The sequence below is a fragment of the Cellvibrio sp. KY-GH-1 genome, assembly GCF_008806975.1.
Taxonomy (GTDB): domain Bacteria; phylum Pseudomonadota; class Gammaproteobacteria; order Pseudomonadales; family Cellvibrionaceae; genus Cellvibrio.
In genome coordinates this window covers 3,300,384-3,313,993 of record NZ_CP031728.1, presented here as the reverse complement: position 1 = coordinate 3,313,993, position 13,610 = coordinate 3,300,384, and the positions used below count along the sequence as shown (strand labels likewise).

The 13,610-nt window shown below is 51.9% G+C and carries 11 protein-coding genes; 7 read left to right on the top strand and 4 right to left on the bottom strand.

From position 1 onward, the window contains the following. Positions 1 to 7: 7 nt before the first annotated feature. Positions 8 to 1,246 carry a hypothetical protein gene (locus D0C16_RS14090; protein ID WP_191968492.1) on the bottom strand — a complete coding sequence of 413 codons (1,239 nt, stop codon included), beginning with the start codon at positions 1,244 to 1,246 and terminating at the stop codon, positions 8 to 10. Positions 1,247 to 1,753: 507 nt separating this feature from the next. On the opposite strand from D0C16_RS14090, the gene D0C16_RS14085 reads away from it, so the two are divergent. Genes D0C16_RS14085 through D0C16_RS14060 form a run of 6 tightly spaced genes read left to right on the top strand, consistent with a single transcriptional unit; the run spans position 1,754 to position 8,019 of the window. Beyond that, positions 1,754 to 4,699 carry a hypothetical protein gene (locus tag D0C16_RS14085; RefSeq protein WP_225318685.1) on the top strand — a complete coding sequence of 982 codons (2,946 nt, stop codon included), beginning with the start codon at positions 1,754 to 1,756 and terminating at the stop codon, positions 4,697 to 4,699. A 6-nt stretch (positions 4,700 to 4,705) separates the two neighbouring features. After that, entirely contained in the window at positions 4,706 to 5,506 is an 801-nt protein-coding gene (locus tag D0C16_RS14080) for an SH3 domain-containing protein (RefSeq protein ID WP_151032934.1), read from the top strand. Then, positions 5,476 to 6,141 (top strand): outer membrane beta-barrel domain-containing protein, encoded by a 666-nt coding sequence (locus tag D0C16_RS14075; RefSeq protein WP_151032933.1) that lies wholly within the window; start codon positions 5,476 to 5,478, stop codon positions 6,139 to 6,141. Before D0C16_RS14080 ends, D0C16_RS14075 begins: the two co-directional genes overlap by 31 nt. A gap of 27 nt (positions 6,142 to 6,168) precedes the next feature. Further along, the gene (locus tag D0C16_RS14070; protein WP_151032932.1) at positions 6,169 to 6,651 is read left to right on the top strand and encodes a TlpA disulfide reductase family protein; all 483 of its coding nucleotides are present in this window, start codon (positions 6,169 to 6,171) and stop codon (positions 6,649 to 6,651) included. After that, positions 6,648 to 6,872: a DUF4266 domain-containing protein gene (locus tag D0C16_RS14065; protein ID WP_151032931.1), complete on the top strand. Its 225-nt coding sequence runs from the start codon at positions 6,648 to 6,650 to the stop codon at positions 6,870 to 6,872. The genes D0C16_RS14070 and D0C16_RS14065 overlap by 4 nt, the downstream gene beginning before the upstream one ends. Then, positions 6,859 to 8,019, top strand: coding sequence for a DUF3570 domain-containing protein (locus D0C16_RS14060; protein ID WP_225318684.1), 1,161 nt, complete (start codon positions 6,859 to 6,861; stop codon positions 8,017 to 8,019). The genes D0C16_RS14065 and D0C16_RS14060 overlap by 14 nt, the downstream gene beginning before the upstream one ends. Positions 8,020 to 8,056: 37 nt before the next feature. Here the strand turns inward: D0C16_RS14060 and D0C16_RS14055 are convergent, their stop codons facing one another. From D0C16_RS14055 to D0C16_RS14045, 3 genes are all read right to left on the bottom strand, one after another. Continuing rightward, positions 8,057 to 9,034, bottom strand: coding sequence for an esterase family protein (locus D0C16_RS14055; RefSeq protein ID WP_151032929.1), 978 nt, complete (start codon positions 9,032 to 9,034; stop codon positions 8,057 to 8,059). Between the two features lie 96 nt (positions 9,035 to 9,130). Further along, positions 9,131 to 11,080, bottom strand: a complete 1,950-nt coding sequence (gene mdoH, locus D0C16_RS14050; protein ID WP_225318683.1) for a glucans biosynthesis glucosyltransferase MdoH — start codon at positions 11,078 to 11,080, stop codon at positions 9,131 to 9,133. 1 nt (position 11,081) lies between these two features. Beyond that, the gene (locus D0C16_RS14045) at positions 11,082 to 12,722 is read right to left on the bottom strand and encodes a glucan biosynthesis protein (protein WP_151032927.1); all 1,641 of its coding nucleotides are present in this window, start codon (positions 12,720 to 12,722) and stop codon (positions 11,082 to 11,084) included. Positions 12,723 to 13,224: 502 nt separating this feature from the next. Here D0C16_RS14045 and D0C16_RS14040 point away from each other — a divergent pair. Beyond that, on the top strand, positions 13,225 to 13,515 hold the full coding sequence (locus tag D0C16_RS14040; protein WP_151032926.1) for a hypothetical protein: 291 nt from the start codon (positions 13,225 to 13,227) through the stop codon (positions 13,513 to 13,515). The last annotated feature ends 95 nt before the right edge of the window (positions 13,516 to 13,610 follow it).

Sequence of the window (13,610 nt, the reverse complement as noted above, 5' to 3'; positions counted from 1 at the left end):
ATCCCCCTTATTGGCCTTTGCAGTAGTTGGCAGTATCGATAAATACCTGCTTCAACTGATAGTTATTGGCGGCAAAGTTCTGGGTAAACTCCTCGATCTTGGCGCGGTCTGTGGCATCGCCCGGTTTGCGCAGGCACACGTTCTGGAACACTTTTTCTACCTGACAACTGGCAAAGGCTTTGGAATGGGCCAGCTCCATATTCATGGATTTGGCGCCGGTGCCGCTGCCAGTAAGCGTGGGGGAGTTCCAGCCCCAGCCCAAATAGCTGTTCTGGCCTTTGCGCCAGTAGTTGAGCCAATCGTCATTGGTGGTGACATAGCCAGGTTTAAACGTGGAGCTGTTGATGCGGTATTTCTTCTCCACCCGTGAATTGGTATCCGGGTCGAGAGTGCCTTCGCCGTTGTAGTGTATGGCGCCGTTGATGCCATCCGGATCGCCGTTGATATCGAATTCGTAATCGTAATAGGCGTAGGCTTTGGCCATTGGGTCCATGCCGTTGTGACAGCCGATACAGTTATTGAGAAAAACGCGGCTATCGCCCCCGGGGCTGCGGCTCACGTCCTGGCGGATAAAGTCTGGCACCAGCGAAGTATCGTGCACCTGCTCCAGATCGCGGCAAAGGTGGTTCAGCAGGGTGAAGCGAAACATGGCGCGGTTGGTGCCGGCAATAAAAAACGCCTTGGCGGCCGCGCGGCTGGTGATTACACCGGAAGTGGCATCGGCCGGTAGACCATTCAGGCTGGATTGGGTGCGGCGCACCAGTGTGTCTTTCAGGCTCACACCCTGGCTTTCAATCGCTTCGTAGTGGCTGTTGTTGGCATTGGAGTAGGCGGGCAGACCGGATGCGTTGCTGGTGTAGATTACATCGTCATAGAGCGCGGTACGGAAATCGGCGTTGTCGCGCACCAGGCCAATAATGGTGGCCACATAATCATTGAGCGGAGCGAAGACTGTCTGGTCGCGGTTGGTCCAGGGCGTCGCCATGTTTTTAAGCGTGACGCTGTAAAAGGCCTCATTGTTCATTGCGATCTTCACCGCCTCGGCGGTTTGGCCCGCGTCGATTTGCGCGGCCATTTGCAGCAGCACGGCTTCGGTCGGCGGAACTCCGGCAACGCGGTTGTGGATTTGCAGTGCCTGTTCGCGCGAGCCGGCATTGGCATCGGTTGCTGCCAGTGTGAGTGCGAGCAATCCGACAGGCAGATACTGGGTCAGCCTGCTTAGCAGGCGGGTAGAGGGAATAATCACGGTAGCTCCCGGCTTGTGCCTTGTTAGTGGCAACATTGGATATTCAATTCGATTTTTTAGGGGGCGTTATGCAGCGAGTATGCCGAACGACGGCAGTAAAAATGGCTTTGGGCTAGCAGCTTTCCAGAATTAGAATCAGTTCTCTGTTCTCCTTCCGGGAGGCGTCTCTTATCACTCTATAAGTGAGAATTTTAGCGCTTTTGCGTGAATTCGGACTTGCCGTTAATCGGATTGTCATCTGCAGAAAATGTGGCACAAATTGTCACTTTAGGTTGCGGATCGGCAAGATGTGAACTGGTTCATGTGAGGTGGATCTGGTGTTAACTCCAAGGTAAACGAAAAGAATGCGCGACGCGGTTCACATTGCGTTTCGCAGAATCAGATGGATGTCGCGTCCTTGACTAAAATTTGCGGGGCAAATCCTGATTGGTGCGGGTTGCGGTTTGATTGGCGTAGCTTTTGAATAGACTCGACGAATCGCTATTTTACAATTTTCGGCAGTGGCTTATGAAACGCGAATTGGGTTGTTTTCTACCCCGTATGAAGGACTTTTTATCGCTCTGCAGTGCAGGTGCGCGGGTATCCGGTGCACTGGTTGCTGCCAGCTTGGCTGCGGGTTTATTGGCCGGATGTGGTGGTGGAGGTGGGGGTAGCGCTGATGGTGGGCAAAAGCCCGACCCGGTGGTGGTGGACTTGCCTATCGCCTATGTGGAGCGCCCCATTCCCGTCGACGAAAATGATAATCCGGTATTTCCCGATGTGTTCGAGCCGGACGCGTTTAACCCCGGTGCCAAACTTATCCTTAAAGATCGTGCTACTGCGCAAGCCGCCCCAGTCGATATCACCTCGGCGGCATTTCCGAAAGAGAACTATCCTCTCGACGACTACCCTGATGGCCCGCTGTACGATGTAAAAGATGTCTCGGTCCACCCCGATGGCAATCGCTTGGTATTTGCCATGCGCGCGCCGGAAATTCCCGATGCTGACGATGAGGATCAACCCACCTGGAATATCTGGGAATACCATCTGCAATCCAAAGTGCTGCGCCGCATTATCAGTACTGACATAGTGGCTGAAGCTGGCCAGGATGTCGCACCACGTTATCTACCTGACGGTCGTATCCTGTTTGCGTCCACACGCCAATCGCGCAGCAAGGCGATATTGCTGGACGATGGCAAGCCACAGTATTCCGCCGGCACTGAAGACAATCGCAATCGCCCCGCCTATGTGCTGCACACCATGAAGGATGATGGGACTGACATCCAGCAGATTACCTACAACCAAAGTCACGATATCCAGCCCGGGCTGTTACCGGATGGTCGGGTGTTCTACTCGCGCTGGGATCATATGGGTAACCACGACAACCTGAGCTTCTATACCGTGAACCCGGACGGCACCAATAGCCAGATCTACTACGGCTACAACAGCCTGAATGGCGAACCGGAAGATGCCACTCAAAGTACCCCGCGCTTGTTCCATCTCAACCCCATGCCCGACGGCCGTATTGCTGGCATCCTTAAACCCAGCGGGGCATTGCTTGGGGGTGATATGGTGGTGATCGACGGTGCTCACTTCAGTGAGGCTAATCGCGCTGTGCCCGGTGTCACCGGGGGGGATGCAGTCGGCCAGAGCCGCATCTCCATACTGCCGGTGAATATTCGCGAAGGTGAAAACGAAATATCGGAACATGGTCGCTTTGCCTCCCTTTATCCGCTTTACGACGGCACCAATCGGCTGCTGGTGAGTTGGAGTCAGTGTCGCCTGGAAGAGCCGGTAACGCTCAAACTACTACCCTGTACGGCAACGAATATGGCAATTACCGGTATTCGTGAGGCTGCTCCTTTCTACGGGATTTGGATCTACAACATAGCCGCGCAAACCCAGCAGCCAGTTGTGCTGGCCAAAGACGGTTATATCTTTACTGATGTGGTTTCGCTGGAGAAAGTCACCCCACCCGCCTATTTCCGTTCAACCCTGGATGCGGACCTGGCGCGCGAGGCCGTGGGCGTGTTGCATATCCGCAGTGTCTACGATATGGACGGTAGTTTTGTTCGCTATGGCGCAAATCCAGCGCTCTCTGACTTGGGGACTATGGCGGCTGCACCCGCTAGCCAACGCCCAGCGCGCTTCTTGCGCCTGATTAAAGCTGTGTCTATGCCCGATAACGACACCCTGAATTTTCAAAGGTTCGCCTTTGGTGTCAGTGGGGGTGTGATGCGCGAAATTCTGGGTTACGCACCTATCGAGCCGGATGGTTCGGTCAAAGTAAAAGTGCCTGCCGATGTAGCTTTTACCATCGAGGTGTTGGATGCCAATGGTCGCCGTATCAGCCCGGTACACAATAATTGGCTGCAATTGCGCCCGGGTGAGGTGCGCGAGTGCAATGGCTGTCACAATAATCAGAATGATGTCGCCCATGGGCGCGCCGGCGCAGAAGCAGTGGCACTAAACCAGGGGGCGGCGACTAGCGGGCTCGCCTTCCGCAACACACTGCGTTTCGATGCTCTGGGTACGCCTATAACTCCGACTATGGGTGAAACCATGGCTGAGTTTGCCGCGCGCTCGGCGTTTTGCCTGACACCCGGGAATGCCGCCAGTTGTGCGCCAGTGGCCCTGCGTGCGCCCAGTGTGGATATCGTTTTTAACGATGAATGGACAGATCCAACGGTGCGTGCCCGCGAAACCAGTTTTGAATACCGCTACTCCAGTTTGGCGGATGATCCTGCACAAATCAGTGCGCCAACCTCGGAAGCCTGCATGGAGCCAGACGGTTGGAACAGCTTATGCCGCGTCATTATCAATTACGAAACCCATATCCAGCCTCTGTGGGAGCGCAGCCGCATGGTTAACGCGGTTGAGCGTCGCTGCACCGGCTGCCATAGTCGCGATGGTGTGGATAACAACGGCAATACGCTTGTACAGATTCCTGCCGGTCAGCTAGAGTTGACCAGTCAGGCCTCGGAAGTGAATAACAATCACATTGCCTCCTACCACGAATTGCTGACTGACGATTTCCGCCAGGTGTTAACGGAAGACGGCGCAGGTCTTACCGATAATATTCCCGTGTGTGAATTCGACGTAGATGAAGATTCGATACCTGAATGCGTAGTTACGCTGGATACCGAGGGTAAGCCAACCTGTGAAGGCGTGGCCGATTGTCCTTTTGTGCAACAGGACATCACTAACTCGCAGGGACAAGTGGAAACCCTATTGGTGTTGGATAGCACTGGTAATCCTATCCCGCTCACCTTCCGGGAGGGCGTTGACTCAAGCATGTCGGTGGGTGGCGCGCGCGCCAGTGCAAGATTTTTTGGTCGGTTTAATTCTTTCAATGCAGCGGACGAAACTGTCGATCACCGGGGCTTTTTAAGCGCAAGCGAATTGAAATTGTTATCCGAATGGCTGGATATACGCGCGGCGTATTACAACAATCCTTTTGACTCGGTAGATTGATTATCAATGACGATTTTCGGCGCATCACAACAACAAAAACGCCCGGGTTTTTACCGAATTATTTTCTGCTGCCTCTTGTTGTGCAGTCATCCTGCCTGGGCGCAAAACTGGTTCACTAACTGGTTTGCTGCGGATGAACCATTACAGGTCAGTGTGGACGATGCTTTTATCAATGTGTATTCGGGGCCCGGGCGCGGCTATCCGATTTTTCATGTGGTCGAGCGCGAAGAAATTATCACCCTGTTAAAAAGCCGTACCGAGTGGATCAAAATTAAAACCCGGCGCGGGATTGTGGGTTGGATCAAGCGCGACGACATGCAATTTACTCTGGCGCTGGATGGCAGCAAACCAGAGTTTCCAGACAGCAAACAGGCAGATTATCTGGTTAATCGCTTTGAAATGGGCGCCGCCTATGGCGATTTTGCCGGGGCCGACAGTTTGACGTTGAACCTTGGTTATCGCTTTACCAAAAACTTATCCGCGGAGCTGCGCTTTGCCGATAACACCGGAAAGTTTTCCGATAGTCAAATCATCGGTGGTGCGCTGCTGTTTCAGCCTTTTCCCGAACTGCGCGGCTCGCCGTTTTTTAGCATTGGTGGCGGTAAAATAAAAACGTTTCCCAGTTCTACACTGGTGCAATCCGAAGATCGCGAAGACAATCTACTTCAAGCAAGTCTGGGTGCTTATGTTCATCTCACCGGCCGGTTCTTTATGCGCGTGGAATATGTCAACCACTACGTACTTACCAGCCGCAATACCAACGAAGAGGTTAATGAATGGAAACTCGGTTTCAACGTCTTTTTCTGATTGGCCTGCTGGCGAGCCTGATAGGTTTTGCCGGTCAGGCTGTTGCGCAGGAAGATGACGAACAAGAAGATGATGAGCTGGAGCAAATTATTACTCCGGATATCAAACGTCGCACCATTAAAGAAGATGATCTGGACAGTGAAGATTTTGAAATGGGTGCGTTTTTCGGTTTGCTTAGTGTGGAAGATTTTGGCACTAACGATGTGCAGGGGATTACCTTTGCCTATCACATCACAGAAGATTTTTTTGTCGAGGCTGCGTATGCGGTCAGCAAAACAGAAAAAACCAGTTATGAATTATTGAGCGGTGGCGTGGAGTTGCTGACCGAGGATCAGCGCGATATTCAGTACTACAATCTTGCACTCGGCTACAACTTTTTACACGGTCAGGTGTATATCTCGGACAAGTGGGCGTTTAACAATCACTTTTACATTATGCTCGGTGGCGGCAACACAGATTTTGCTGCAAAAGATTATTTCACCACCAGCATAGGGGCAGGGTTGCGCTTTTATGCCACTGATTGGTTGGCGTTGGATTTAAGCATGCGGGGCCACAGTTTTGAGCATGAATTATTTGGTGAAAGCAAGCGCGTAACCAATCTGGAATCGCGCCTTGGATTGTCATTGTTTTTCTAATCTATTAAGTGTGATGGTGGTGTGAGCATGAGATATTTTTTGAGGGTTTTTGCAGTCTGTGCGTTGGCTTCCGCATCATTGATTGCCAGTGCGGATGCCGCACCGGATTTCACCTTGCCAAGCAGTAAGGGTGACAATGTGCGCCTGGCGGAACAGCGCGGTCAGGTGGTGATGTTGAATTTTTGGGCGTCATGGTGCGGACCCTGCCGGAAAGAAATGCCGTTACTGGATGCTATGTACCAGCGCTATTCCAGTGCCGGCTTTGTGCTCTACGGCGTAAATGTAGAAGAAGATAATACCGACGCGAAAAAGCTGCTGAAAGAGTTGGGCGTTACCTTCCCGGTGTTGTTCGACTCGGAAAGCAAAGCGAGCAGCTTGTACAACGTAGATGCAATGCCAACCACAGTGGTGATCGACAAAAAAGGTCAGGTACGTTTCGTCAATCGTGGCTACAAAGCCGGCGACGAAAATAAATACCGCGACCAAATTCGCGAGTTGATTAAAGAATGATTGTTCGCCTGTTTGCGCTCTTGGTGCTGCTTGTCAGCATCACTGCCTGTAGCTCCATCAAGCCATGGGTAAAGCCCTATGAGCGGCAAAAAATTGCAGATGAAATTATGAGTTTTGAGCGCGACCCCGTGGCCGATTCCTATCTGCACCATGTCTATGATGCGCGCGAAGCGGCGCGCGGTGGCGATGGTGCATCGGGAGGTGGCTGTGGCTGTAATTAATCGCTGGTTGGTTTTCGTTGCTGCGTTGTTGGCAACCTCATCCTTCGCTGCCGTACTGCCAGACGAGCGTATCGATGTGCTTTATCACGGCTACGATGGCGGTGGGGCGCAAATTGACGGGCCTTCTATTTTAGTGCGCAAAAATATCGGCGCCTCTGTTTCGGTGTCGGCCAATTATTACGTGGATATGGTGAGCAGTGCCTCGATCGATGTACAGGCAACTGCCAGCCCTTACAGCGAAGAGCGCAAAGAGTCAGGTTTTAGTGGCCAGTTCATGCTGGATCGATCCACCATTAAATTGGGTTACACCGGCAGTAAAGAAAATGATTACGATGCTACAACCTACAGTTTTGGTATTGATCAAAGTTTTTTTGGTGATTTAACCACCCTGGGTTTTGGTGTTAGTTTTGGTGAGGATGTGGTTGGGCAAAATACTGACCCGACCTATCAGCGCGATTTGCAGCGGCGCAAATACAGTGTCAATGCGTCGCAAATTGTCACCAAAAATTTATTGGCATCGCTCAGTTTTGATAGCGCGACTGACCAGTGTTTAAATCTCACCGACGAAGAAAGCTGTTTAAATAATCCCTATCGCTCGGTGCGCTATTTAAGTGGCACCGGTGGTTATCTCTATCAAGGGGAGCGCTACCCGCATACGCGCAACAGTGACGCTTTCGGTGTGCGTGCGATTTATTATTTACCTTATCGCGCTTCCATTCGTGCAGAGTTGCGTACCTTTTCCGATAGCTGGGGTGTTGAGGCGGATAATGCGGAATTGCGTTACTTGCATCCCTATGGCGAACGCTTCTTGTTCGAAGTGAAATACCGTATTTATGATCAAACCGGAGCTGAGTTTTATGCCGATTTATTTCCCTACCGCGATGCGCAAAATTTTCTCGCGCGCGATAAAGAATTAAGTCCGTTTTCATCAACCACGGTTGGCGTGGGCGTCACCTACAAGATTCCACCCGGTTTTATTCCCTGGTTCGATAAAAGCACGGCGAACCTTTACTGGGATCATTTCAATATCGACTACGACGACTTCCGCGATGCACGTGTATCCCCGGAAGAATTCGCCGCTGGCGATGAGCCTCTCTACAGTTTGCAAGCGGATGTGATTCGGTTGTATTTTTCGTTTTGGTTTTGACTTAATAAAAACGCGGCGAATGCCGCGTTTACCTACGCTATTTCTTTGTGCCCCACATCCAGCGCAAAATTTCCGGCAATAACACCCCGCCATGTTTATCTGAGTGATCGCCATCACCCCAAATATGCCGCACTTCATAGCGTGCACCCGGGATATTTTTTTCGTCGGCATTTTTATTGGCATAGGTCAGTGCAGCGAGCATTTGTTGATTCGCTAAAAACCAATTGCCGTGTTCGTTATCGATATCGTTGCTGCCGTCTTGCAGAAAAATTTTTAGCGGACGAATTGGGGACTTGCGAATTAGACCGGGGTAGAGATCGCCGCCGGGTGTCATGGGGCTTTCGGCAGTGGCGGGCGCATAACCAATAGACGTGTAGCTGCCGATAATGCTGATAACATTGCGGAACGCATCGGGCTTATGCCATGCCACAGTAAACGCACAAATAGCACCACTACTGGTGCCGCCAATAATTCGATCTTGCGGGTTGCTGCTGATCGCGTAGGTTTTTTCCAGTTGCGGCAATAATTCTTCCAGCAACATGCGCGCGTAGTTATCGTTGAGGGCATCGTATTCCTGTGCGCGATGATCGGGGTTGGACATGCCTAAATTGTCGGGATAAGTCTCGCTTACATTGCCAGGGGTGATAAATAAACCAATGGTCGGTGGAATATTTTTTTTGTGGATTAAATTATCCAGCACTTCGGGAACGCGCAATGAACCGGTGGGGTTGGTGGCGCGTTGACCGTCCTGAAACACGAGGAGGTTTAGTGGTTTTTGATGAAGGGTTTCATAATTGGCTGGTAAATAAACCCAGTAGCGTCGAACGGTATTTTTAAAAATCTTGCTATGAAATTCGTAGGGGCCTTTTAATGTGCCGCTGGGGACACTGGGTTGTTCCAATGAATCAGGGGTAAATTGGTAGTCACCTGGTTTGCGTGCATATTCCGCGAGTGCAGGTGTGCAGAACAGGGATAGGCTTAGCGCGCAGACAATCAGACAGGATGTTTTATTCATTCTTATTGTTTCTCGTGAGTGGTGGTGTTTAGCAAAACGTAGAACGTATAGACCCTAAAAAAACAAAGCCTCCATTTTTAGGTGGAGGCTGTGAGGTTAACGGGTAATGGGGCGATATTCATCGATATCGCCATGCGGCATGTCTAGCCAGTTATCTGCCGGTAGCGGCGGAATTGGCGCCGGGTTTTCCAGTTTGGGATGTTCAACAGCAAGTAGTGCATCCAAATGTACCAATACTGGATCTTCAATCGCCTCGCTTGGGCAGACCAAAATGTTGTGTTCGCGTGTACTGCGCCCCAAGTCGAGACTTGAGGAGTAGCGCACCAGCGCCGCGCCCATGATCAATCCGGTGATGACTGGAATTAACCACCAGAAAAAAACGGGTGCGTATTGATAGGTTACCCAGCCCCAGATAATTGCAGCTGTGGTCATTTTAGAGGTGCGCGCGATACATTCACCCCAAGGCAGTAAACGGCCCTCACGGTCTTGCGAGTCCCAGTTCACTTTGAAACCTAGCAATACGGAAATTACAAAGTACGCGTGGTACACCATCATGATTGGCGCAATCAGTACTGCGAAAATAGTTTCAACCACGGCGCCTTTGATAATTGCAAATCCGCCGCCAAATTGTTTGCGACGATGGACTAAAGTAACGATTACACCGAGAAACTTGGGGCCCATCAATAGCACAGTGGTTAACAGTATCAGCGCGACAATAAGCTCGGTTTTCGCAATCGGCCAATTGGGGTAAAGCTGATAAGCTTCTGTGAAATAGACATTGGAATTAATAGCCCGTACCACCGCGTCAGCGGTGCTCAGTACCAACATTAACAGCCAGATTAATGAAGTGATATACGCCGTCGCACCGAGTAAAAAATGCATACGGCTGATCGGGTGAAGCCCCTTCAGGCCCAAAATACCCAGATGCTGGATATTGCCTTGTACCCAACGACGGTCGCGCTTGGCGTAGTCAATAATATTGCAGGGTACTTCCTCGTAACTACCTTCCAGATCCGACAGCAGAAATACGTCCCATCCGGCGCGGCGAAGCAACGCGGCTTCTACGAAATCGTGACTAAGGATATCCCCGCCAAAGGGGGCCTTGCCGGACAAAGTAGGTAGCCCGCAGTGATCCATAAATGCACGCATACGGATGATCGCGTTGTGGCCCCAGTAGTTGGCTGCATCGGTTTGCCAGAAGGCAATACCTGTCGCGAGCATCGGGCTGTAGAGTACGGCAGCAAATTGTACGAAGCGACCAAAGAACGTGGTTTGGCGCACGGGAATTGGAATGGTTTGGATCAGGCCAGTGCGCGGGTTGGCTTGCATGGCGCGCACCATTTTCACCAGGCACTCACCCGTCATAATGGAGTCGGCATCCAGCACTAGCAGGTGCTCGTAGTTGGCACCCCAGCGCTGGCAAAATTCAGCCAGGTTGCCGACCTTGCGACTGATATTTTTTTCGCGACGGCGATAAAACACCTGCTTGCCCAAATCGCCCAAGCGCTCTTGCAATTGCTGCCAGGCATCGCGCTCGGCCTGAGCAATAGTGAGATTGGTGGTATCACTGAGCAGGAAGAAATCGAAATTGGCCATTTCGCCGGTCTTTTCCAGCGAGCGCAAGGTCGCCTCAAACCCGGCAATAACGCGGTGGGTATCCTCGTTGTACACCGGCATGACTACCGCTGTGCGGGTAGTGATGGGCGATTGGTCTGCCAGCAGGTTCTTGGTGGATTTCAAAGTGAGCGGGTCAATGCGCAGCATCTGCAACACAAAACCAAATAGCCCGCTCCAAAATGCGAGGCTTAGCCAGGTAAAACTTATTCCAAAGAGCACCAGAATAACGGCTTCCAGTGCAGTCAGATCATTAGCGCGCAAGATATCAAACATAATGTAAACACCGCTTACCGCAGTGATCACACTCAGAATGACATAAATGTACCGGCGTAATGATTTGGCTGGAATTCGTATTGCATCCAGAGGGGCTGAGCTGAGGTCAGCCACGGGGCGGCTGACCGGGGGAACAGGCGAGTGCATCTGCGTCATATTAAATTGCGTCCGGGTACCAGACATAGCTCCAGACTTCGCTTAAGCGCTGGTCGCGCAATTTCAGGTACAGTCTCATATCGGCAACTTTATCGCCTTCGGGTTCCAATTTAAATGAAGCGCGCCACGTGCGGCCATCAGGTAGCTGGCGGACTACCAGTTCGCTGACATTGCCAGCGGATTTTTGCATTTCCGCTACCAGCGGTGCATCAGCAGAGAGGTTGTCCAGTTCGCCACCGCGGAAGTCGATGACAAATTTGCGCTTGGACGCTGGGGGCGGGTTAGCCTGGCCGGGGTTGGCGCCCCAACCGATACGGGTGCGGATAACTTTGGCACCGGTGTTCTCGATGACATGGTCATCCATGGCGCGTAAGCGATATTTATAGGTGGCGTTAGAGCCGGCTTTCATGGCTTTTGACGGTACCCAATAGGCAACGATGTTGTCATTGGTCTCGCTGTCGCTCGGGATTTCCACCAGTTCGGCGCGACCTTTGCCCCAGTTGCCCTCGGGGATTACCCACATACTCGGGCGTTTTTCGTAGCGCGCTTCCATATCCATGTAATGGTCGAAATCGCGATCGCGCTGCAGCAAACCGAAGCCGCGCGGATTTTCATCCAGCATGGAAGAAACACGCAGTTGGCGATGATTGCTGATCGGGCGCCAGATCCACTCACCATTGGAAGCGGCCATTAGCAGGCCGTCGGAATCGTGCACTTCAGGGCGGAAGTCATCCACGAAGCGCGTGTGGTTCTCGCCCCACATATACATACTGGTTAAAGGCGCTATGCCGACTTTGAGGATATCCTTACGGGCGAAAATGCGGGCTTCGACCGCCATTTCAGTAGGGGCGCCCGGCATGATTTCAAAACGGTAAGCGCCGGTGATCGAAGGGCTGTCCAGCAGCGCATACATCACCATCCGGGTGTCGGTGGGGTTGGGTTTCACCAGCCAGAACTCGCGGAATACCGGGAATTCCTCGCCCTTGGGTTCGGCGGTATCTATTGCCAACCCGCGCGCCGACAAACCGTAGGCCAAACCTGGGCCAACCATGCGGAAGTAAGACGCACCCTGGAAAACCACAAACTCATCTTTGTATTCATTGCTGTTGAGCGGGTAGTGAATACGGAAGCCGGCAAAGCCGATGTTATTGGGAGCTACGCCGGCGAGCGGTGCAGCCGGGCCATCGTAATTGAAATACTCTTGCTTGAATTGCACGAACGAATCCGGGCCATCGGTGGCCATATGCAGGACAACAGGTTCGCGGTAGAGAAAACCGGGGTGGAACAATTGCAGTTCAAATAGGGATTCGTTGTGCCACAGGGACGCTTCCGGGCGGAAACGGATCGAACGGTACTGGTCATAATTCATATTGGCCAGTGCTTCGGGAATATTTGCCTGGAGCGGTTTGTATTCGCGTTTGGCGAGCAATTTTGCACGTGAGGCTATGGCATCAAAGAGGGCGGGTTGGGCAATCTCAGTTGCAGAGGCGGGCGCAACGGCGGGTTGTGCTGGTGCCTGGGCTTGGGCGCCAATCCCTAAAGCGCAGCTCAGGGCAATGGCCGTCAGGCTGCAGCGGCGGATTAATCTGGCGCTTGCCTTGCTCGTGCTTTCAAACCTGGTGTTGTTAAACAACATGCTCATCCAATTGTCTCCGCGTCGGATTAAGGTGTCTCGTTAAATAAAAAAAGCGTCCCGATGTTTCGGGTCAGCATTGATTGTAGTCGTTGAATTTCCGTATTTTTAAAGGTGGCTGGTTCCCGGGCTTATGTGCCTGTTGCACCTTGGTTCTGAACTATTCCCCTTGTTTGGCGACTGCGATTTGCGCGCACACGAATAACCCTGGCGGCATTTATCCTGCTCATACAAAAATACAAGTGGGGTAATAATTGTCTGAAGATGTCCTGCCGCACGCGTGTGCTTGCACAAGGCTTGCCAGAAAGCAGCGGGAGGCGCACGCATTGTAATACATCTGCCAGCAAAAAATAGCTTGTTTCACCAACACTTGGGAGGGTTTTTTTAGGCGGATTCTGTCTTTTCATTTGCGGCGCGAGGCAGTTTAAAAAAATCCGTTTATTCCCAAACAGTCTTGGCGAAAGAAGGCGGATCGTCTTAACTCAAATCATGAGACGACAAGGAGATTTATATGCAACGATCTGCATCTACAACCCATCCCACTCCCCACAAAATTTTGCCTGTGGTCACCCGCGTAATTGAACAGTTGGATAAGGTGTTTCTTGAGCGGTCCGGCGCCGGCGGGCAAGCCCGATTGGAGATGGTTTTCCAGCGGTGGTTGAGCTCTGGCAAAACCAGTCCTTCGGGGTTGCGGCATTACGTCAACGCGTTAGCGGAGCAACTGGACGAGCGCGAGCGAAAAGAATTCTCAGTCCGCGCCGAGCGTATCTTGCTGCACCTGCAATCCGGTTACGTCAGTTAGCGACTGATTTGGTGAGTTGTTAATGTACCTGCGCGAATTGTCATAAGTAGAGTCGTTTTTGCTGCTACACTCAGGGCATCCTGTCATTTCATTTT